Origin of the sequence: Geobacillus kaustophilus (assembly GCF_000948285.1) — a bacterium.
Lineage (GTDB): Bacteria > Bacillota > Bacilli > Bacillales > Anoxybacillaceae > Geobacillus > Geobacillus thermoleovorans_A.
The window spans coordinates 369,008-389,036 of sequence record NZ_JYBP01000003.1; the positions used below are offsets into that span (position 1 = coordinate 369,008).

23 protein-coding genes and 1 other annotated feature are annotated in these 20,029 nt (G+C 55.7%); of the genes, 21 read left to right on the forward strand and 2 right to left on the reverse strand.

All coding sequences use genetic code 11. From position 1 onward, the window contains the following. Nucleotides 1-44 precede the first annotated feature (44 nt). The 9 genes from LG52_RS02325 (at nt 45) to pheA (ending at nt 6,677) form a co-directional block, all read left to right on the forward strand. Entirely contained in the window at nt 45-815 is a 771-nt protein-coding gene (locus tag LG52_RS02325) for a M23 family metallopeptidase (RefSeq protein WP_044730703.1), read from the forward strand. Beyond that, nucleotides 808-1,668: a site-2 protease family protein gene (locus LG52_RS02330; protein ID WP_044730704.1), complete on the forward strand. Its 861-nt coding sequence runs from the start codon at nt 808-810 to the stop codon at nt 1,666-1,668. Before LG52_RS02325 ends, LG52_RS02330 begins: the two co-directional genes overlap by 8 nt. A gap of 389 nt (nt 1,669-2,057) precedes the next feature. Continuing rightward, nucleotides 2,058-2,137: a sequence feature (ribosomal protein L21 leader region), on the forward strand. 14 nt (nt 2,138-2,151) lie between these two features. Continuing rightward, nucleotides 2,152-2,460, forward strand: coding sequence for a 50S ribosomal protein L21 (rplU, locus tag LG52_RS02335; protein WP_011232086.1), 309 nt, complete (start codon nt 2,152-2,154; stop codon nt 2,458-2,460). A 2-nt stretch (nt 2,461-2,462) separates the two neighbouring features. Then, nucleotides 2,463-2,792 carry a ribosomal-processing cysteine protease Prp gene (locus LG52_RS02340; protein WP_011232085.1) on the forward strand — a complete coding sequence of 110 codons (330 nt, stop codon included), beginning with the start codon at nt 2,463-2,465 and terminating at the stop codon, nt 2,790-2,792. Nucleotides 2,793-2,807: 15 nt separating this feature from the next. Continuing rightward, the gene (rpmA, locus tag LG52_RS02345; protein ID WP_011232084.1) at nt 2,808-3,098 is read left to right on the forward strand and encodes a 50S ribosomal protein L27; all 291 of its coding nucleotides are present in this window, start codon (nt 2,808-2,810) and stop codon (nt 3,096-3,098) included. 178 nt (nt 3,099-3,276) lie between these two features. Continuing rightward, a complete protein-coding gene (locus tag LG52_RS02350) occupies nt 3,277-3,825 on the forward strand; it encodes a sporulation initiation phosphotransferase B (protein ID WP_044730705.1) in 549 nt (182 codons plus the stop codon). Between the two features lie 223 nt (nt 3,826-4,048). After that, nucleotides 4,049-5,347: a GTPase ObgE gene (obgE, locus tag LG52_RS02355; protein WP_044730706.1), complete on the forward strand. Its 1,299-nt coding sequence runs from the start codon at nt 4,049-4,051 to the stop codon at nt 5,345-5,347. A gap of 16 nt (nt 5,348-5,363) precedes the next feature. Continuing rightward, entirely contained in the window at nt 5,364-5,807 is a 444-nt protein-coding gene (locus LG52_RS02360) for an ACT domain-containing protein (RefSeq protein ID WP_044730707.1), read from the forward strand. A 21-nt stretch (nt 5,808-5,828) separates the two neighbouring features. Further along, on the forward strand, nt 5,829-6,677 hold the full coding sequence (gene pheA / locus LG52_RS02365) for a prephenate dehydratase (protein ID WP_044730708.1): 849 nt from the start codon (nt 5,829-5,831) through the stop codon (nt 6,675-6,677). A gap of 346 nt (nt 6,678-7,023) precedes the next feature. Here pheA and LG52_RS02370 read toward each other — a convergent pair whose 3' ends face one another. Together LG52_RS02370 and LG52_RS02375 are read right to left on the reverse strand one after the other, a co-directional pair. Further along, a complete protein-coding gene (locus LG52_RS02370; protein ID WP_013144620.1) occupies nt 7,024-7,563 on the reverse strand; it encodes a transcription repressor NadR in 540 nt (179 codons plus the stop codon). A 15-nt stretch (nt 7,564-7,578) separates the two neighbouring features. Continuing rightward, nucleotides 7,579-8,703, reverse strand: coding sequence for an IscS subfamily cysteine desulfurase (locus LG52_RS02375; protein ID WP_044730709.1), 1,125 nt, complete (start codon nt 8,701-8,703; stop codon nt 7,579-7,581). Nucleotides 8,704-8,771: 68 nt separating this feature from the next. On the opposite strand from LG52_RS02375, the gene nadB reads away from it, so the two are divergent. The 12 genes from nadB (at nt 8,772) to LG52_RS02435 (ending at nt 20,027) form a co-directional block, all read left to right on the forward strand. Next, nucleotides 8,772-10,364, forward strand: a complete 1,593-nt coding sequence (gene nadB / locus LG52_RS02380) for an L-aspartate oxidase (RefSeq protein WP_197071952.1) — start codon at nt 8,772-8,774, stop codon at nt 10,362-10,364. Between the two features lie 28 nt (nt 10,365-10,392). Further along, the gene (gene nadC, locus LG52_RS02385) at nt 10,393-11,223 is read left to right on the forward strand and encodes a carboxylating nicotinate-nucleotide diphosphorylase (RefSeq protein WP_044730711.1); all 831 of its coding nucleotides are present in this window, start codon (nt 10,393-10,395) and stop codon (nt 11,221-11,223) included. A gap of 14 nt (nt 11,224-11,237) precedes the next feature. Further along, nucleotides 11,238-12,341: a quinolinate synthase NadA gene (gene nadA / locus LG52_RS02390; protein WP_044730712.1), complete on the forward strand. Its 1,104-nt coding sequence runs from the start codon at nt 11,238-11,240 to the stop codon at nt 12,339-12,341. A 158-nt stretch (nt 12,342-12,499) separates the two neighbouring features. After that, nucleotides 12,500-13,972, forward strand: coding sequence for a SafA/ExsA family spore coat assembly protein (gene safA / locus LG52_RS02395; RefSeq protein WP_044730713.1), 1,473 nt, complete (start codon nt 12,500-12,502; stop codon nt 13,970-13,972). Next, entirely contained in the window at nt 13,956-14,900 is a 945-nt protein-coding gene (locus LG52_RS02400) for a phosphotransferase (RefSeq protein WP_044730714.1), read from the forward strand. The genes safA and LG52_RS02400 overlap by 17 nt, the downstream gene beginning before the upstream one ends. Nucleotides 14,901-14,934: 34 nt before the next feature. Then, on the forward strand, nt 14,935-15,675 hold the full coding sequence (nadE, locus tag LG52_RS02405; protein ID WP_044730715.1) for an NAD(+) synthase: 741 nt from the start codon (nt 14,935-14,937) through the stop codon (nt 15,673-15,675). A gap of 115 nt (nt 15,676-15,790) precedes the next feature. Continuing rightward, nucleotides 15,791-16,525: a YhcN/YlaJ family sporulation lipoprotein gene (locus tag LG52_RS02410; RefSeq protein WP_044730716.1), complete on the forward strand. Its 735-nt coding sequence runs from the start codon at nt 15,791-15,793 to the stop codon at nt 16,523-16,525. A 139-nt stretch (nt 16,526-16,664) separates the two neighbouring features. Then, nucleotides 16,665-17,405, forward strand: a complete 741-nt coding sequence (locus LG52_RS02415) for a YebC/PmpR family DNA-binding transcriptional regulator (protein ID WP_044730717.1) — start codon at nt 16,665-16,667, stop codon at nt 17,403-17,405. A gap of 225 nt (nt 17,406-17,630) precedes the next feature. Further along, on the forward strand, nt 17,631-18,107 hold the full coding sequence (locus LG52_RS02420) for an intercompartmental signaling factor BofC (protein ID WP_044730718.1): 477 nt from the start codon (nt 17,631-17,633) through the stop codon (nt 18,105-18,107). A gap of 105 nt (nt 18,108-18,212) precedes the next feature. Then, nucleotides 18,213-18,797, forward strand: coding sequence for a Holliday junction branch migration protein RuvA (gene ruvA, locus LG52_RS02425; RefSeq protein ID WP_044733054.1), 585 nt, complete (start codon nt 18,213-18,215; stop codon nt 18,795-18,797). A 25-nt stretch (nt 18,798-18,822) separates the two neighbouring features. Then, complete coding sequence (ruvB, locus tag LG52_RS02430) at nt 18,823-19,824, forward strand: Holliday junction branch migration DNA helicase RuvB (RefSeq protein WP_044730719.1); 1,002 nt, start codon at nt 18,823-18,825, stop codon at nt 19,822-19,824. Continuing rightward, the gene (locus tag LG52_RS02435) at nt 19,821-20,027 is read left to right on the forward strand and encodes a DUF2905 domain-containing protein (RefSeq protein WP_013524224.1); all 207 of its coding nucleotides are present in this window, start codon (nt 19,821-19,823) and stop codon (nt 20,025-20,027) included. The genes ruvB and LG52_RS02435 overlap by 4 nt, the downstream gene beginning before the upstream one ends. Nucleotides 20,028-20,029: the final 2 nt, after the last annotated feature.

Below are 20,029 nucleotides of genomic sequence, written 5' to 3' on the forward strand. Positions count from 1 at the left end.
CATAAATTAGTACAAACGTTGTTGGAAAGGTGGAGGGGGGACGTATGGACCGACGCGTTCGGGAAATCAGAAAACGGATTGAACGGCGGAGAAAAGAGCGCCAATATTATGAGGCGAAGCGGCGAAAGGAACCGAATTGGGAAGCCGCGGACGAGGAGCGGTACGGGCTGCCGGTCGTCACGTATGACCGCTATTCGTTTGAATCAGAGCCGCATCCGCTGTTTCGCAAGGAGTGGTTTCTTTTTCAAACGTTCATAGCCGCTTGTCTCGTGCTCGTGACGGCCATTTTGTTCCGGCATCCGTCCGCTTCGCTCGATCCAGCGCGCCAGTTTGTCAAGAGGACGATGGAAACTGAGTTTCAGTTTGCGGCCGTCTCAGCCTGGTATGAAAAAACGTTCGGCGAGCCGCTCGCCTTTTTCGCCCCGAAAAAGGAAGAAAAGGTGAAAACGGCTTCATCCTATGCAGTGCCGGCTTCTGGACGGATTTTGGAAAGTTTTGAAAAAAACAGGGAGGGCGTGACGATCGAAACCGAGAATGGAGCCAAAGTGGAAGCGATGAAAGAAGGGATTGTCACCTTTGCCGGTACGAAAGACCGTCTCGGCAAAACGGTCATCATCCAACATGCGGACGGCACGGAGACGTGGTATGGACATTTGGGGGCCATTTCGGTGAAATTGTATGATTTTGTAGAAATGGGGCAGGAAGTTGGCACGGCCGAGGCGAGCGAGGCAAATAAACAGAAAGGGCTGTTTTATTTTGCTATTAAACAAGGAGATGAATTTATCGATCCGATTCAGGTGATTTCCTTTGAATAAGTATATAGCGCTGCTCGGGAAGCTGCACATCCACCCGCTGTTATGGCTGATCGGCGGCATCGCGGTGCTTACCGCCCATTTCAAGCAGCTTTGCCTGTTGTTTTTCATCGTCCTCGTTCATGAGCTCGGCCATGCGGCGGCAGCCGCGTTTTTCTCTTGGCGGGTGAAGCGGATTTTGCTGCTGCCGTTCGGCGGAGTGGCGGAAGTCGAAGAGCACGGCAACCGGCCGTTCCGCGAGGAGTGGATCGTGACGCTCGCCGGGCCGGCCCAGCATCTGTGGCTCGTAGCGGCGGCGTTTTTTTTGTGGAAGGCCGGCATGATGGATGGCGGGAGCTGGGAGCTCTTTTTTCGCTACAATGCGGCCATTTTCGCTTTGAACTTGCTGCCGATCTGGCCGCTGGATGGAGGCAAGCTATTGTTTCTACTGCTGTCCTACCGCCGCCCGTTCAGCGAAGCGCACCGGAACACGGTCGCCGTATCGGCCGCTGCGCTTGCTGTCGGCGTCGTTCTTTTGTTGGTGTTGGCGCCGCGCCAGCTTGATTTATGGGCGATCGCCGGCTTTTTGGCGCATGCTCTTTTGCAGGAGCAAAAGCAGCATCCGTATGTCGTTATGCGCTTTTTGCTTGAGCGGTATTATGGAAACAAAGGCGGCTATACAAAGCTGCGGACGATTACGGCGCCGGCGGACGAATGCATCTCGGCCGTGCTGCAGCGATTTTACCGCGGACAAAAGCATGCGATCATCGTCGTTCGCGACGGGCGCGAACGGGCGACGCTCGATGAAAACGAGCTGCTGCATGCGTTTTTTGCCGAAAAGCGAGCCGATGCGCCGCTTGGCGCTCTCATCTATTGATCGTGGCTATATGATGCAAAGAAAACGTTTCACATATCCTTGACGGAAAAGTTGCTTATCTTTTCGACTGACGAGGGCAAGCCGCAGGCTTCCCCGTCACGCCAAGGTGTGACGGGAGGCCGAACAACCGCTCGCTTCGCAGACCCATACATGGGTCTGAAAGCGGCGTTGTTCGGTGGCTCGACAGTCGATCTAATGCTCGGTAAAAGCTACAAATGTGAAAGCTTCAAATGGCATCTATATAGTCATTTGCGCCGTTTCATCATCGCCCGCCGAGGGACGAAGGTGACGGTTGACGGCCGGCCGTTTCTATGTTAAGATAGATGACGTTGTAGACTTTTTGTCCTGCCAACAAGGGCAAAAGAGGGCGGCTGTCGCAAAAAGACGCACCCGCACTACAACCGCTCAGCGCGGGCGATGAAGCGCTCCGTCTTGGGCCGCCTCGGCGCTGGCGAGTCTGAGTCCATGAAGGAGGTGCGATGCATGTACGCAATTATCGAAACTGGCGGCAAACAATTGAAAGTCGAAGAAGGCCAAGAAATTTACATCGAAAAATTGGATGCGAATGAAGGCGATACGGTCACGTTTGACAAAGTGCTGTTCGTCGGCGGGGAAACGGTGAAAATCGGCAACCCGACGGTCGAAGGCGCAACCGTGACGGCGAGAGTGCAAAAACACGGCCGACAAAAGAAAATTATCGTCTTCAAATATAAAGCGAAAAAGAACTATCGCCGCAAACAAGGCCACCGTCAGCCGTACACGAAAGTCGTCATCGAAAAAATCAACGCGTAAAGATGATCCGCGTCACGATTGAACGGGAAGCGGACGGCCGCATCCGCGCGTTTACGATGGAAGGGCACGCCCATTTTGCGAAACGCGGGCAGGACATTGTATGCGCCGGCGCTTCGGCGGTCTCGTTCGGCACGATCAACGCCATCGAGACACTTATTGGCGTAAGCCCGCATGTTTCGCTCGGCAAAGACGGCGGCTACCTCCGTTGCGAGCTTCCGGAGCTGGAAGAAGCGGCGGCAGAGAAAGTGCAGTTGTTGTTGGAAGCGATGGTCGTTTCGCTAAAGACGATCGAACGCGATTACGGAACATTTATCCGCGTGACATCCATCTAGCGGGAGGTGACTGCCATGCTGAGACTTGACCTGCAATTTTTTGCTTCGAAAAAAGGGGTCGGTTCGACGAAAAACGGCCGCGACTCGATCGCGAAACGTCTTGGCGCAAAACGGGCTGACGGTCAATTCGTCACCAGCGGCTCGATTTTGTACCGTCAACGCGGAACGAAAGTCCATCCGGGCTTGAACGTCGGCCGCGGCGGCGACGATACGCTGTATGCGAAAATCGACGGCATCGTCCGCTTCGAGCGGCTCGGCCGCGACCGCAAACGCGTCAGCGTCTATCCGGTCAGCCAAGAAGCGTAATCGATGTGGAAAAAACTCTAACCGTTCGGTTAGAGTTTTTTCTTTTTGGGGTAGAGAAAAATCGTTCTCGTTCAATGTCAAAAAATGTTATAGTAAAAGTACATGCCTCCCCCATAGCCGGGAGGCGGAACTCCAAGCGAGGCGGGGAGCCTACGCTTAGTGGATAGGGGAGCGTCGGATGGAGAAGCGATGGACTGTCGTTGAGGTGATGCGCCATGCTCGCCATGACTGGTTGAACAAAATCCAGCTCATCAAAGGGCATTTGGCGCTTAATAAAATCGAACGGGTGCAGGAAATTATTGAAGACATGATCGGTGAGATGCATCAGGAAACGCGATTGACGAATTTGAAGGCTGAGCGGTTCGCTGAGCTTGTCATGACTTATAACTGGGAGCCGCGCCCGCTCGTTCTTGAGTATGAAATCACGGACGGCGAAGCCGATTGGTCGCGGTGTGATGAACAGCTGGCTGAATGGTGCCGCACATTTTTTCGTCTGCTCGAAGCGCAATCCGATGAGCGGACAGAAAACCATTTATGTTTGTCCATTGAACTGTCCGACCGACGGGCGGCGCTGTTTTTGGATTACCGCGGCACGTTTAGGGATGGCGAAACCATTCGTGCTTGGCTTGAGCGCTGTGAACCATCACCGCCGCTTCGGCTCGCGTCGTTTGCTGTTGGCGAGGGCGAATTGACGGTGGAGCTTGAGCTTTTGGCGGCGGAATCTTGATCGTTGATTGGACGAAGGAGAATGGACGAGCCCATGGAGTGCGGACGGATCGATCCAATCGGGCCGAAAAGCGGCGGCTGGGCTTGAACCGCCCGCCAGCCTGCAGACGGCCGATGCTTGCGTACATATTGACATCATGGAATCGACTCTGTATACAATAATAAGTATTAGTCATACTCATTTCACCATGATACCATGATGGAAGCGAATCGGAGGAACAGCCATGTTTGTTGATCAGGTGAAAATTTATGTGAAAGGCGGGGACGGCGGCAACGGCATGGTCGCGTTCCGCCGGGAAAAATACGTCCCAAAAGGCGGGCCGGCCGGCGGAGACGGCGGCAAAGGCGGCGATGTCGTCTTTGTCGTTGATGAAGGGCTGCGGACGTTGATGGATTTCCGCTACCAGCGCCATTTTAAAGCGCCGCGCGGCGAAAACGGCATGTCGAAAAATCAACACGGAAAAAATGCGGAAGACTTGGTTGTCAAAGTGCCGCCTGGGACGGTCGTCATTGATGCGGACACAAACGAAGTGCTGGCTGATTTGACAGAAGCGGGACAACGATTTGTCGTTGCCAAAGGTGGGCGCGGCGGGCGCGGCAACACCCGATTTGCGACGGCGTCCAACCCAGCGCCGGAAATTGCGGAAAACGGCGAACCGGGCGAAGAGCGCAACATCATTTTAGAGCTGAAGCTTCTCGCTGACGTCGGGCTGGTCGGGTTTCCAAGCGTCGGCAAATCGACGCTGCTGTCGGTCGTCTCCGCAGCCCGTCCGAAAATCGCCGAGTACCATTTTACGACGCTCGTTCCGAACTTGGGCGTTGTCGAAACAGAAGATGGGCGCAGTTTTGTGATGGCGGACTTGCCGGGATTGATTGAAGGGGCCCATCAAGGGGTTGGGCTCGGGCATCAGTTTTTGCGCCATATTGAACGGACGCGCGTCATCGTCCATGTCATCGACATGGCGGCGGTCGAAGGGCGCGATCCGTACAACGATTATCTCGTCATCAACGAAGAGCTGAAACAGTACAATTTGCGCTTGACCGAGCGGCCGCAAATTGTTGCCGCCAATAAAATGGACATGCCGAACGCCGAAGAAAACTTGCGCCGCTTCAAAGAGAAAGTTGGCGATGCGGTGCCGGTCTTTCCGATTTCGGCGGCGACAAGACAAGGAGTGCGCGAGCTGTTGTTTGCCGTCGCCGACCTGTTGGAAACGACGCCGGAATTCCCCCTTCATGAACGGGAAGATCCGGCCGTGCAGCGCGTCGTGTACAAATATGAAAAAGAGGAGCCGCCGTTTACGATCACCCGCGCCAGTGATGGAGCATTCATTTTGGCGGGCGACAAAATCGAAAAGTTGTTTAAGATGACGGATTTCTCGCGCGAAGAATCGGTGCGCCGCTTCGCCCGCCAGCTTAAGGCGATGGGAGTGGATGATGCGCTGCGCGAGCGCGGCGCGAAAGACGGAGACACGATCCGGTTGCTTGATTACGAGTTCGAGTTTGTCGACGACTGGGATGAATAGAGCGGGGGAAGGTGCCGTGGAGAAAAAATTTTATTTGGTGCGCGAAGACGTCCTGCCGGAAGCGATGAAGAAAGTCGTGCTCGCTAAACAGCTGCTTGAGCGGAAAAAAGCCGCCTCGGTCGCCGAGGCGGCGCAGCTCGCCAACATCAGCCGCGGCGTTTTTTATAAATACCGTGATGCCATTTTTCCGTTCCAAGCGGTGACGAAAGAAAACATCGTCACGCTCTTTTTCCATTTAGAAGACCGCTCCGGAACGTTGTCAAAGCTGCTTGGTGTTGTGGCGGCGGCCGGCTGCAACGTGCTGACCATCCATCAAACGATTCCGCTTCAAGGGAGGGCGAACGTGACGCTGTCGGTCAGCACAAACGATATGAACGAGGAGATTGATGAGCTCCTCGCTAAGCTCAAACAGCTCGAATTTGTCGAAAAAGTGGAAATTGTCGGTTCGGGAGTGTATTAAAGCAAGGGAGAGGCAAACGAGATGAAAATCGGTTATTTAGGACCGAAGGCGACGTTCACCGAAGCGGCGGCTGCTCTTCTTTTTCCGTCGCAGCCGCGGGAGCCGTATGACACGATTCCCGATTGCATTGACGCCGCGGCGGCCGGAGAGATTGAAGCGGCTGTGGTGCCGCTCGAGAACGCCTTGGAAGGATCGGTCAGTTTGACACTCGACTATTTAATTCATGAACAGCCGTTGCCGATCATCGGCGAAATCGTTGTGCCGATCGAGCAGCATTTGATGGTGCACCCATATTTCACCCCGCATTGGCGCGAAGTGAAAGAAGTGTATTCCCACTCGCACGCCATCGCCCAATGCCGGAAGTTTTTGCATACGGTGCTGAAAGGCGCGAAGCAAGTGCCGATGACGTCAACGAGCGCCGCCGCGAAATTTGTCAGCGAGCATCCGCACTTGCCGGCGGCGGCGATCGCCAACCGGCTGGCGGCGGAAAAATACGGGCTAGTGATCGTGCAGGAAAACGTCCACGATTACGATTACAACCATACGCGCTTTATTGTCGTCAGCCGGCGCAAAGAGCCGCTTTCGCCTGCTTCGCCTCTTTATGCCGGCGACAAGACGACCGTGGTCGTCATGCTGCCGCAAGACCGTCCGGGCGCACTCCATCAAGTGTTATCAGCGTTTGCCTGGCGGCGGCTCAATTTGACAAAAATCGAATCGCGCCCAGCGAAAACGGGCCTTGGAAACTATTTCTTTATTATTGACATCGACGCGCCGATGGATGACGTCCTCATCCCGGGGGCGATCGCGGAAATTGAGGCGCTCGGCTGCACAGTGCAGCTGTTGGGCAGCTATCCATATTATTTTGCTTGACGCAGACAAAAACACGCGGGCGGCCTGCTGCCGTCCCCCTGTTCCTTTTTATATAGATGCAACGAAAACGTTTACCATATCCTTGACGGAAAAGCGGCTTGTCCATTTTTCGACTGACGGAGGCAAGCCACGGGCTTGCCTCCGTCACGCCTTGGCGTGACGGAAGACCGAACAACCACCCGCTTAGCCCCATACATGGGTCTGGAAGCGGCGTTGTCCGGTCGATCGACAGTCGATCAAATGCTCGGTAAAAGCTGCAAATGTGAAAGCTTCAAATGGCATCTATATAGATGGCCCGCCGCGCAGTATTCCGCAGGGAATGAACCGATGTTCGGCCAGGTCCAGTTTACGCTTCGATGAGGAAGCCGGCTTGTTTCAAGGCGCGGCAGGCGGCGTCAAGCTTCACTGGTGAATCGGCTTCCAACGTATGCAAATGGGTTCCGTCTGTCAGCTGCAACAAATACGACGATTTTGTCGCCTCGATTTTGGCGATGAATTGGTCGACTTCCAGACGGTTGCTCACCATGATCGAGGCGGTTAAATCGCCGTAGACCGGATGCTCGATTTTGACGTCCTTGACCGTCACGCCGCAATCCACGAGCAAATACAACTCTTCTTTCGTCTGTTCTGGCGTATGGAAGCAGGCGACCGTCCTCGTGTACGTTTTGGCCGGTTCAGCCGGCTTTAAATACAAATAGCCTTGGCTTGTGGCGATGATTGGTTCGTTGCGCGCCTTTAACAGTGAAATGTCTTGGACGATCACTTGGCGGCTGACGTTCGTTTTCGCTGCCAGCTCAGCCCCCGTGAGCGGCGCTTCGCTTTCTTTCAACCATTGCAAAATGAGCTGGCGCCGCCTTTCCCCTAAAATTTTCTTTTCCTCTTTCACCCGCCATTCCTCCTTTCATGCCGATGTAAGTCGCTCCAATGTGGAAACGAACTGGTCGATCTCCGCTTCGGTCGTGGCCGCGCCCAATGAGACGCGGATGAATTGCTTCGCTTCTTCAGGCGTTTTCCCGACGGCGAGCATCGTCCGCGACGGCGCCTGCAGCCCGACTTGGCAGGCGCTGCCGGTGGAAATGGCGATGCCGGCGCGGTTGCATTCAAGCATCACAAGCTGCCCTTCGTACCCAGCGACGGACAAACCGATAATATGGGCAAGACGGAAATCGGGATGGCCTTCCACCGTCACCGGCAGCTGTTTGGCGGCGATGGCGTGAAGCAACCGATTCCGCAGTCGTTCCAAACGCGACTGTTCGTCCGCCATTCGTCGATGGAGTTGCTGCGCGGCCGTAATGAAGGCGGCAATACCCGGTACGTTGACCGTTCCCGGCCGAAAGCCTGATTCGTGCGTCGCTCCTGGGAATACCGGCTTCCAATGCCGGCGCGGGTTGATGTACACAGCGCCGACCCCTTTGGGACCGTACACTTTATGGGCGGAAACGGATAGGCTGTCCAGTCCTATCTCTTGAACATCTAGCTGTATTTTAGCAAAAGTTTGCACGCAGTCGCTATGAAAAAGGACGCCGTGCGCCCGCAGGAGGCGGCCGATGTCGGCAAGCGGCTGAATCGTGCCAATTTCCGAGTTGGCGTGCTGGATGGAAGCAAGGATCGTCTTCGGCGTGATCGCCCGCTCCAAATCGGCAAGTCGAATGCGCCCGAATCGGTCGACGGGCAAATACGTGACCGTATATCCTTCTGTTTCCAGCTGTTTGAACAGGTGATGGAGCGAGGCATGCTCGATTTCGGTCGTGATTAGGTGGTTTCCCTTATGCCGGTAGGCGGCAGCTAACGAACGGATCGCGAGCACGTTCGCTTCTGTTCCGCCGCTTGTGAAATAAATCCCTTCCGCTTCTCCGTTAATCATGGCGGCGAGCTCGCGCCGGCATAAGGCAAGCAGTTGTTTCGCTTTCGTTCCGATGTCATGCAAGCTGCTTTCGTTGCCAAAGTAAACGGACGCCGCTTCAGCGTAAGCGGCGATCGCCTCTTGGCACATTGGCGTCGTGGCCGCGTAATCCAAATAAATCATATTCCCCCGCCTTTGCATCATTTTTTCGCCAAACCTCTTGCCATTAGTTTAAATATGTGTAAATATAGATGTCAAGACACATGAAAAGAAAGGGGCGTCCGGGAGTGAAGGAAGGTGGCGTGATTATCGTCGGAAGCGGGCTGGCGGCGTTAACAGTCGCGTATCATTTATCTGAGTTCGACCATGTGATGATATTCACGAAAAAACGCCGCACCGACAGCAATTCATGGCGGGCGCAAGGAGGGGTGGCCGCGGCGCTGGCAGAGAGCGACGATTGGCGCGCTCATTTTCGCGATACGATGGTCGCCGGCTGCTTTCATAACGATGAGCGAATGGTCGAGCGGCTCGTCCGCGAAGGGCCGAGGCGGCTGCAAGAATGGATCAACGCCGGCATGGCGTTTGATCGGGACGAACGCGGTCGGTTTTGTTTCGGCCTTGAAGGCGGGCATAGCCACCGCCGGGTTTTGCACGCGGGCGGCGATCAAACGGGCAAAGCACTCGTTTCGTTTTTGCTTGAGCGGCTCGAGGGACGCGTATGGATGGAGGAAGGAGAGCAAGTGATCGATTTGCTTGTGGAAGAGGGGCGTTGCGTCGGGGTGAAAACGAAGCGGGAAGACGGTTCGGTGTCCATTTGGCCGGCGTCGGCCGTCGTGTTGGCGACCGGTGGATGCGCCGGATTGTATACGTTCACTTCCAATGCGCCGACGGCGACTGGCGACGGCATTGCCATGGCGTACCGCGCCGGTGCGGCGGTGACGGATATGGAGTTTATCCAATTTCATCCGACGATGCTCATTGCCGGCGGAAAAGCGGTCGGGCTCGTCTCGGAAGCGGTGCGCGGCGAAGGGGCGGTGCTTGAGGCGGAAGACGGAAGACCGTTGATGGACGGCGTCCATCCGCTTCGCGATCTCGCCCCGCGCGACATCGTCGCTCGAGCGATCGCGGCGGAACTCGATCGCGGCGGCCGCGTGTATTTGAATATTTCCCGCGTTTCTCATTTTCGCCGCCGCTTTCCGACGATCGCTGCGCTATGTGAGGCCTATGGCGTCGACCTTGAAGCCGGCCGCCTTCCTGTCGCGCCGGGCGCCCATTTTTTAATGGGCGGCGTTGTCGTCAACGAGTGGGGGCAGACGACGGTGCCGGGCTTGTACGCCGTCGGGGAAGCGGCGTGCACCGGTGTGCACGGCGCCAACCGGCTCGCGAGCAACTCATTGCTTGAAGCGATCGTCTTTGGATTCCGTGCGGCCTGCGCCATCCGCCGTCAGGCGGCGTGGCCGGAAACGGCGCACCGAGCGGATTCATCCAGCCCGCGTCGTTTGATTGTACCACGGCTGCCCGAGCGGGCGTTGCTCTGCGAACAGCTGTCAACGTTTGTCGGCATCGTCCGCGACGGCGATCGTCTTCGAAAAGTGGTCGGCTGGTTGGAACAGTTTTCGTTGCCGGATTGGCTGGATGGCGACCTTGAACGATTGTCGGCAGAGGAGATTGAAACAGGATATATGCTGCTAGTGGGCTGGCTTGTCGCTTCATCAGCGCTTGGGCGCACGGAAAGCCGCGGCGGCCATTACCGGAGCGATTTTCCGTGTGAACGCCCAAAGTGGCGGGGGCGGCGCCTCGTGCGGACGAAAGAAGAGTGGGCCCGCCTTGGGGCTGGGAGGTAAAGCGGCAAAGAAAACGGGGGGATGAAAGATGAATCGGTTGAAGCTCGAACAACTGTTGCGACAGTTTTTTCTTGAAGATATTGGCGACGGCGATGTGACGAGCGAGACGATTTTTCCGGCTCATGAACGGGCATCAGGCATGTTTATGGCTAAAGCGGACGGGGTGGTAGCCGGCGTCGGCATTATTGCGGCGGGCTATCATCTGCTGGATCCGCGCATCGAAGTAACCATCATGAAACAGGACGGCGAACGGGTCCAAGCCGGCGAAACGATCGCCGTCGCATCCGGACCGGTCGGGCCGCTGTTGTCCGGTGAGCGCGTCATTTTAAACTTGCTGCAGCGGTTAAGCGGCATTGCCACCGTGACGCGACAGGCCGTTGACTTGCTTGGCAATAGCTCCACACGCATTTGCGACACGCGGAAAACGACGCCGGGGCTGCGCATGCTTGAAAAATATGCCGTCACATGCGGCGGCGGCTACAATCACCGCTTTGGCTTGTACGATGGTGTCATGATTAAAGACAACCATATCGCCTTTTGCGGATCGATCGCCCGCGCCGTCAAAATGGTGCGGGAGCGGCTTGGGCATATGGTGAAAATCGAAGTAGAGACCGAAACGGAAGACGAAGTTCTCGAGGCGGTCGAAGCCGGGGCGGATGTCATTATGTTTGACAACCGGACGCCGGATGAGGTGCGGGCGTTCGTCCGGCTTGTGCCAAAGCCGATCATCACGGAAGCGTCGGGGGGAATTACGCTCGCCAATGTGGCGGCGTACGGCGCGACCGGAGTCGACTACATTTCGCTCGGATGTTTAACCCATTCCGCCCCAGCGCTCGATATGAGTTTCAATTTGCGATAATGGAGGGGAGAACCGTGAACGTCCTTGAACAGTTGAAACGGCTGGATGAGATGCCGGAACGGTATAAAACGATGGAACGAAGCGAGCTCGAAGCACGCGCCCGCGCGGTGAAAGAACGGTTCGGCAGGCGCCTTTTCATTCCGGGCCATCACTACCAAAAGGATGAGGTCATTCAGTTCGCCGATGCGACCGGCGATTCGCTTCAGCTTGCCCAGCTCGCGGCGAAAAACAGCGATGCGGAATATATTGTGTTTTGCGGCGTCCATTTTATGGCGGAAACCGCTGATATTTTAACGAGCGACCATCAAGCGGTCATTTTGCCGGATTTGCGCGCCGGTTGTTCGATGGCTGATATGGCTGATATTTTCCAAGTCGAACGGGCATGGGCGGCGCTTATTGAGCGGTTTGGCGAGACGATCGTGCCGCTTGTGTACGTCAATTCGACCGCGGCGATTAAAGCGTTTGTCGGACGCCATGGCGGAGCGACCGTCACCTCGTCGAACGCGGAAAAGATGATGGCTTGGGCGCTTTCACGGAATGAACGAATTTTCTTTTTGCCGGATCAGCATTTAGGGAGAAATACGGCCTATGCGCTCGGCATCCGTCTTGACGAGATGGCGGTGTGGGATCCGCATGAGGAGACGCTCCAAGGGGCGGACGATCTCGACAAGGTGAAAGTCATTCTTTGGAAAGGACATTGCTCCGTGCATGAAAACTTCACCGTGCGGCAAATCGAGCATATTCGACGGATGAAGCCTGGAATCCATGTCATCGTCCATCCGGAATGCAGCTGGGAGGTCGTCCAGCAAGCAGACTACGCCGGTTCGACAAAATACATTATTGAAACGATCCGCAATGCTCCACCCGGCACCCAGTGGGCGATTGGAACGGAAATGAATTTGGTGAACCGGCTGAAGCACGAACATCCAGACAAAGAAATTGTTTCTCTCAATCCATATATGTGCCCGTGTTTAACGATGAATCGAATTGATTTACCGCATTTCGTCTGGGCGCTCGAATCGTTGGAACAAGGGGTGGTCGTCAACCGCATCACCGTTCCGAAAGACATCGCCGCAGAGGCAAAAGAGGCGCTCGACCGCATGCTTTCGCTTGCCTAGCTTTTTCCCTGGCTTGACGAGGAGGGATCCTCGTTTGGTCAGGGATTTTTTTATCATAAATCAACGATCATCGTCATACATTGTGTTGAAAGACGATAACGGGAAACAAGCATCGGTTTGATCGAGCGTAAACAGTCTCGGTTTAGGAGGGGAACGGAGTGAAAATCCATATTGTCCAAAAGGGCGACACCCTTTGGAAAATCGCCCAAAAATATGGAGTGGATTTTGAACAATTGAAAAAAATAAATGGGCATTTGAGCGACCCGAATATGATTATGCCTGGAATGAAAATCAAAGTGCCGACAGCAGGGGTGCCGGTCAAAAAAGAGACGAAGGCGCCTGTGTCACCCAAAAAAATGCACGTAAAAGAGCACCCGTACGCGGAGGCGAAACCGTTCGTCTCATTCCACATTGATGCCGAGCTTGACAATGCTCCGGAAGGCGAGGCAGCGGTAAACGAACCGGCGGGTGAGGCGCCGAAAGTAGCGGTAAAGAAAACGCCCAAAGCAGTCGTAAAGGAAACACCGAAAGCGCCGGAGAAGAAGGCGGAGAATGTGCCAGTGAATGAAGCGCCGAACGTGCCGGTGAACGAAACGCCAAATGTATCAGTGAATGAAACGCCAAATGTATCAGTGAATGAAACGCCGAATGCGCCCATCAATGAAGCGCCAAAGGCACCAGCGGGTGAGGCGCCGAAAGCGGCGATGAACGAAACGTCAAAGGCTGTCGAGAAAAAAGCGCCAAAAGCAGCGGCACAAGAAGCGCCAAAAACGCCGAAAGCGGAGGCAAAAGAAGGGGCAAAAGCGAAAGGCGCCTCTGTGCCGCCGCTTGTGCATACGATTCCGCCGGTGGCCCCGCCTCCTCAGCTTTCGTTCGCTCAATCGCTGGCCAATGTGCCGCCCATTCCGCCGAAGCCGAGCAATATTTTGCCCAACATGATGAAAGAGGAGGACAATGAGAGCCCAGCTGAATGGAAAGGGGAATCGGCGGCTGAGAGCGAAGACGCGCCGCCGTTGCCGAACATTCCATATGTTCCTGTCGCCCCGCCGACGGCCCCAACATTTGGAATTGAGCAAGGATGTGCGCCAGTGCCGCCGGTTTGGCCGGGGAACGGATTTTACACGCCGCCGCTTCCGGTCATGCCGCCGTTCTATTTGCCATCGTCTGCGCCGTCGGCCGTTGAGAAAAGCGGCGAAAGTCCGGAAAACGGTTCAGCGCCGTTTCCCGGCATTAGCGAAAGCAGCAGCGAATCATTAGAACCGCCGTTTTCTGGGCCTGGGGCTGCCGCCCCGTTTGTCCCGTCGGCGGGGGGCGTTTTCCCACCGCCCGGTGCTGCAACGCCAGTTTATGCGCCGCCTGCGGCGTACCCCTCGCCTGTCGGCTATCCGCCTTTTGGGTATGCGCCGGCTTATGCGCCGACCCCGTACTACGGAGGGTACGCCCTGCCGGCTCCATCCGGATATGCGCCGCAGTCAGCGCCGCCGCTTCCGTGGCCAGGCGTCGTTTATCCGACAAGTCCAGCGGGATACGCGCCGCCATCCTACCCGCCATCATCCGCCCCGCCGGTTGCCGGCCCCCGTTTGTTTAGCGAACCGCCGGATGAGGAGAGCGGGCATGGCGAGGAACAATAGCCAAGTGAAAAGAGACGCCGCCGGCCGTCTCTTTTTTCTTCTTGACCGCCAATATCGGCTTGTTATTCAACAAGTTGTGGCATTGAAACCACATGTCTTAGCCATTGTCGCCCGGCAAGGAATGTTTGTCGCCAAGGCGTATCGCTTTCCTGTTGCGGCCGCGCGGCACGCCTGGCTTCTTGCCGCATTAAGGAAGGCCGGTTTTTTTGCCGCGCCGGCTCCTATGCCGATCGGGCGCGGCGGAGTGGTTGAAGCCGGCGGATGCTATTGGCTGCTGACGGAATATGTGGCCGGAGCGCGTCCAATCTCGTTTGCCGCTTGGGCTGACGCCGCCGATGGACTTCGTTTGCTCGAACGTTACCATACAGCAACGGCAAACATCGCCAGCAGCGAGCAGGAGGCGATGGGGCTGCCGCGTGCGCAGCTGTATGACAAATGGCGGCGCCGCTATGAGGAGTTTTGCCGACATTTGCCTGTTGTTGAAACGATCATGGACAAAGAAGACATTTTATTTACGCTGAGCTGGGCGGATTACTGTCTATCAACGTGTCGCGAGCATGCTCCAGAGTTGACGGCGGATTCTGCTGCCATCATTCATGGTGATGTCGCCTCCCATAATTTTTTGCGCACCGCAACCGGCCAGATGCATCTCATCGACTATGACGCGGCCGCTCTTGCCTCGCCTGGGCTTGACTATTGCCAATACGCCAATCGCCTCTTGCCGTATATCGGTTGGTCATATTCAACACTCGCCCGTTTCGCTCCGCTTCGCTGTTGGTTGGAAAAACGCTGGTTTTTGCATGCGCTCTTATTTCCGGCTGATGTGCTTCGCGAATGGCGGTCAGCCGCCGCGCGCCGCCGCCCCCTTGTGTTTGATCGCAAGCGGAGAGAACGGTTTGTCCGCCGCCTTTATGCTATGCTACAATGAAGAATAGAATCTTTGGAAAAGGAGTCGAGGACGGATGCAAGAAAAAATTGACAAACTCGTGCAATGGTTGCGTGACCAAGTCTCATCAGCCGGTTTAAACGGGGCGGTCGTCGGCATCAGCGGCGGCATCGACTCGGCGGTTGTCGCCCATTTAATTAAGCGCGCCTTTCCGGACGATTCGCTGGGGCTGATCATGCCGTGCAAAAGCAATCCGAAAGATATGGAAGATGCGCTGAAAGTGGTGAAAAGCTGCGGCATCCGGCATTTGGTCATCGATTTGACTGAGGCGCACCGGACGTTGTTTGGCGCGGTCGAGGCCGAGCTGAAAGCCATCGGGGAGTGGAAGGAAGAGCGCGCGCGCCTCGGCGATGCGAATACAAGGGCGCGTTTGCGCATGACGACGTTGTATGCGGTCGCCAACAATTACGGCTATCTCGTCGTCGGTACGGACAACGCCGCCGAATGGCATACGGGCTACTTTACGAAATACGGTGACGGCGGAGTCGATTTAGTGCCGCTCATTCACTTTACAAAAGGCGAAGTGCGTGAAATGGGCCGTCTGCTCGGCGTCCCGGAAGAAATTATCAAGAAAGCTCCAAGCGCCGGACTGTGGGAAGGGCAGACGGATGAAAGCGAAATGGGCACGACGTATGAAATGATCGATAAATATTTAAAAGGGGAAGATATTCCAGAACGCGATCGAAACATTATTGAACGGCTTCATGAACGTTCGCATCATAAACGGCAGTTGGCGATTGCGCCGCCGAAGTTTTAGCCGTCACCTCGTTGGGTTGAACTGGCAGCGATAAACCCCCCGCGTTTGCCGCAAGCTAAACGTAAGGCTGGCTTCATGCCAGCCTTGGGCGAAGGAAACCAAGGGGGGTTTTCCATTGAGATACGCGGTCAGATGGATCGGCGCGTTGTCGGTCGCCGGCTTGCTTGCCTCATGCACCAACTACCGTGCGAATGAGGAAGGGGCGCAGCGTTATCATGATGCGGCGAGACCGATCGGTTTTTACTCGACGGAGCGAGGCGACGATTTCCGCTATGGCCGATACGGGACGAATGCGCTCAATTATGACAACCGTTATATATGGGCGCGCCGCGGTCCAGTCACCGATTATTTGGCGGACGGCGGCCGCCTCGGAGGACCAGCAGCGACCCGGTTTGACACGGACGTTCCGGCTCTTCCGCCCGACGTCGATTTCGGTGACAGCGATTACAACTACCATGGGCATTTGCACTCGCTAAACGTCGATCCGCACCCGTCGTACTACCGAAGCTATGCCGGCGGTTTGGCTGAGAAGCTCTCCCGCCGCGCCGCAGCGGTGAACGGAGTCGACGATGCCCGCGCGGTTGTGTATGGCGATCAGGCGCTCATCGCGATTGCCACAGACGACCGTCATCCCGAGCAACTTGAGAAGCGTGTCGAGCAAGCGGTCGCTCCGTACGCGGACGGCAAGCGGGTGCGCGTCACCTCGAATCCGAGCATGTACCAACGCATCCGCACGATTGACAATGCGCTTCGACGCGGGACTCCAATCAATATGGAAGAAATCCGCCGTGATTTGCGCACCATTTTTATCGATGGCACGATTCAAGAACGGCCGGAAAACACTCGGTGACAAACGAAAAAGGCGTCCCAAAAAAAGCGGGGCGCCTTTTTTCATGGCTGCTCCTTCGCTGGAGCTTGGCTGACAATTTCCGCGTTTTTTGCTATAGTAATAGTCGGAACATTCCGTTGCGATGAGAGGAGAACTGTCGATGGCTGGACATTCGAAGTGGAAAAATATCCAACGGCGGAAAAATGCTCAAGATGCCAAACGCGGCAAACTGTTCATGAAACTGGCGAAGGAAATTTATGTGGCCGCCAAAAGCGGCGGAGGCGATCCAGCGTCCAATCCGAGCCTGCGCCTTGTCATTGAGAAGGCGAAAGCGGCCAACATGCCGAGCGAAAACATTGAACGGGCGATTAAAAAAGCAACTGGAACCCAAGAACATACCAACTATGAGGAAATTCGCTACGAAGGATATGGACCAGGCGGCGTTGCTGTCATGGTCGTTTGCCTGACGGATAATAAAAACCGCACCGCTGCCAACGTGCGTGCGGCGTTTTCGAAAAACGGCGGCAATTTAGGGGAAACGGGCTGCGTCTCCTATTTGTTCGAGCGCAAAGGGCTGCTCGTGATTGATCGCGAACAGCACAACGTTGATGAGGATGAATTGCTGCTTTTGGCCATTGAAGCGGGCGCCGAGGAGATGGAAACAACGGACGAATCGTTCGAAATTTATACAGCGCCCGAATCGTTTGAAACGGTGAAAGACGAGCTGGAACAGCAAGGATTCACGTTTGCCAGCGCGGAAATTACGATGATTCCGCAAACGTATACGACGCTTGAGGGCGACGATTTGAAAAAAATGCTGAAGTTGATCGATACGCTTGAAGATGATGATGACGTCCAAGAAGTGCACCATAATTTGGACGAATCGGTGCTTGAGGAGTAGCGACGTCCGTCGGCGAAGCCGGCGGATTTTTTGTACATACGTTCGAAGGTCGTGGAACATAATGGAATATGATGATCGAGCGCCGTTGGCTCGAATCCCCGCCCCACTTTTTGGACCGACGGCAGCTTGCCTTGCAAAAAAGTTGATGGAGCATGAATAAAATGGCGTCCGCTGGTGAAACTAGTGGCGTAAAGGAACCATCATCCGAGAAGAGAGGAACAAACGATGCGAATTCTTTCCCTCATGCTGTGGATCGCCGCCATCGCGCTGCCGGTTCATTCGGCATCCGCCGCGCCGGTCAAGATGACGATTGTGCTCGAGCGGCAATACTTGGACGGAGAGATGAGCGAAGAGAAAGTCATAGAAACAATCGATTCGATGACAGAAATATGGAAAAAATATCGCGATTGGCAACTTGTGACGCTTGATGACCAGACGATCGTGTTTCGCAAAACAATCAACGACATTTCACCGCTGTTAAAAACAAACGGCTACTTCGGAATTACGGACGATGGCACGTTGTCTATTTTCAACGGCAAGCCCGGCCGGTCGAGCAAAATCATTCAGTCGTTTTTCCAAATCGATGTGCAAAAGCTCGAAAGCCGCCAGCAGAAGAAGTTGAAGCAAGGAATTCGCGTCCTCTCGAAAGAACGGTATGAACAAGTGATCGAAATGTACCGCCATTTTGCGGTCGTTCAATAAGCCGAAATAAAGGCCCGTGGTGCAAAGCGCATCGCGGGATTTCTTTTTGCTATAATGGAATCATATGATACAATGAAAGGACGAAAAAAAGGAGAGGAGCATCCGTTGATCGAGTTCATCCGCGGGTATGTCGATTACGTTTGCCCGGAATATATCGTCATCGACCATAACGGCATCGGCTACGAGATCTTTACGCCGAACCCGTTTGCGTTTCAGGAAAGCCGTGAGGCGGCGGTGACCGTCTATACATACGAATATGTGCGTGAAGATGTGCGCGCCCTGTACGGGTTCCCAACGCGCGAGGAGCGCAACTTGTTCGCCAAGCTGCTGCAAGTGTCGGGCATCGGGCCGAAAGGCGGCCTCGCCATTTTGGCGGCCGGGCGTCCGGATGAACTGGCGCGGGCCATCGAGGAAGAAAACGAGGCGTTTTTATGCAAGTTTCCAGGCGTGGGCAAAAAGACGGCCCGACAAATGATTTTGGATTTAAAAGGGAAGCTCGGGTCGCTTGCGGCGCCGGCGGCTGCACGTTCGGCCGCACCGCTTTCCGGCGCGCTCGCCGAGGCGGTGGCGGCGCTCAAGGCGCTCGGCTACGCTGAACGGGAGATCGAGAAAATCATTCCGGCGCTCCGCGAAGAAGCGATGTCGACGGAACAGTATGTGAAGCGGGCGCTGGCGCTGCTGTTGAAATAACGGGCAGCTTTAGGGAGGGATGACCGTGGAGGAACGGCTTGTATCCGGCGCGGCTTTAGGGGAAGAGGCGGCGTTTGAGCCAAGCTTGCGCCCGCAATATTTGCATGAGTATATCGGGCAAGATAAGATCAAAGAAAACTTAAAAGTGTTCATTGAAGCGGCCAAGCTGCGCGAAGAGACGCTCGACCATGTGTTGCTGTATGGACCGCCGGGGCTTGGGAAAACGACGCTCGCCGTGATCATTGCCAATGAAATGGGCGTCAAGCTGCGCGCGACGTCCGGGCCGGCGCTCGAGCGGCCGGGAGATTTGGCGGCGCTTCTCGCTTCGCTTGAGCCGGGGGATGTGCTTTTTATTGATGAGATCCACCGGCTGCCGCGGGCGGTGGAAGAGGTGCTCTATCCGGCGATGGAAGATTATTGTTTGGATATCGCGATTGGCAAAGGGCCGGATGCGCGCACGCTCCGCCTCGACTTGCCGCCGTTTACGCTCGTCGGAGCGACGACGAGAGCCGGGGCGCTGTCGGCGCCGCTTCGCGACCGGTTTGGTGTCATCAGCCGGCTCGAATACTATCACATCGACCAACTGGCCCAAATCATTGAGCGGGCGGCAGCCATCTTGCAAATCGGCATCGAGCGCGAAGCGGCGTTTGAGCTTGCCCGTCGGGCGCGCGGCACGCCGCGCATCGCCAACCGTTTGCTCCGGCGCGTCCGCGATTTCGCGCAAGTGCGCGGAGATGGGGGGATTACGCTGCCGCTTGCTGTCGAGGCGCTCGAGCGGCTGCAAGTCGACCGGCTCGGGCTCGACCAGATCGACCATAAGCTGCTTTCAGCGATGATTGAAAAATTCGCCGGAGGCCCGGTCGGGCTCGAAACGCTGGCGGCCGTCATCGGCGAAGAAGCACAAACGATTGAAGAAGTATATGAGCCGTACTTGATGCAGATCGGTCTCTTGCAGCGTACGCCGCGCGGGCGCGTGGTGACGCCGGCGGCGTATGCGCATTTCGGAATGGAGGTGCCGAAGCGGTGAACAGTCTGCCGAAGTTGATCATGACGATCGGCGTTGTGCTCATTATTGTCGGGTTTGTTATGCAGTTTGTCAAACTCGGCCGCTTGCCTGGGGATATTGTAATCCGCAAAGGGAATATGACGTTTTATTTTCCCGTTGTGACATCCATCTTGCTGAGCGTTGTGTTATCGTTGATTTTTTACGTGCTCGGACGATTTCGCTGAAG

Excerpts from the sequence above, each read along its gene's own strand:
- LG52_RS02415 (WP_044730717.1), top strand. The coding sequence starts at position 16,665 with ATGGCTGGACATTCGAAGTGGAAAAATATCCAACGGCGGAAAAATGCT.
- LG52_RS02325 (WP_044730703.1), top strand. The coding sequence starts at position 45 with ATGGACCGACGCGTTCGGGAAATCAGAAAACGGATTGAACGGCGGAGA.
- nadB (WP_197071952.1), top strand. The coding sequence starts at position 8,772 with ATGTCAAGACACATGAAAAGAAAGGGGCGTCCGGGAGTGAAGGAAGGT.
- LG52_RS02375 (WP_044730709.1), bottom strand. The coding sequence starts at position 8,703 with ATGATTTATTTGGATTACGCGGCCACGACGCCAATGTGCCAAGAGGCG.
- rplU (WP_011232086.1), top strand. The coding sequence starts at position 2,152 with ATGTACGCAATTATCGAAACTGGCGGCAAACAATTGAAAGTCGAAGAA.
- rpmA (WP_011232084.1), top strand. The coding sequence starts at position 2,808 with ATGCTGAGACTTGACCTGCAATTTTTTGCTTCGAAAAAAGGGGTCGGT.
- pheA (WP_044730708.1), top strand. The coding sequence starts at position 5,829 with ATGAAAATCGGTTATTTAGGACCGAAGGCGACGTTCACCGAAGCGGCG.
- LG52_RS02420 (WP_044730718.1), top strand. The coding sequence starts at position 17,631 with ATGCGAATTCTTTCCCTCATGCTGTGGATCGCCGCCATCGCGCTGCCG.
- LG52_RS02340 (WP_011232085.1), top strand. The coding sequence starts at position 2,463 with ATGATCCGCGTCACGATTGAACGGGAAGCGGACGGCCGCATCCGCGCG.
- nadE (WP_044730715.1), top strand. The coding sequence starts at position 14,935 with ATGCAAGAAAAAATTGACAAACTCGTGCAATGGTTGCGTGACCAAGTC.
- nadC (WP_044730711.1), top strand. The coding sequence starts at position 10,393 with ATGAATCGGTTGAAGCTCGAACAACTGTTGCGACAGTTTTTTCTTGAA.
- obgE (WP_044730706.1), top strand. The coding sequence starts at position 4,049 with ATGTTTGTTGATCAGGTGAAAATTTATGTGAAAGGCGGGGACGGCGGC.
- LG52_RS02350 (WP_044730705.1), top strand. The coding sequence starts at position 3,277 with ATGGAGAAGCGATGGACTGTCGTTGAGGTGATGCGCCATGCTCGCCAT.
- LG52_RS02400 (WP_044730714.1), top strand. The coding sequence starts at position 13,956 with ATGGCGAGGAACAATAGCCAAGTGAAAAGAGACGCCGCCGGCCGTCTC.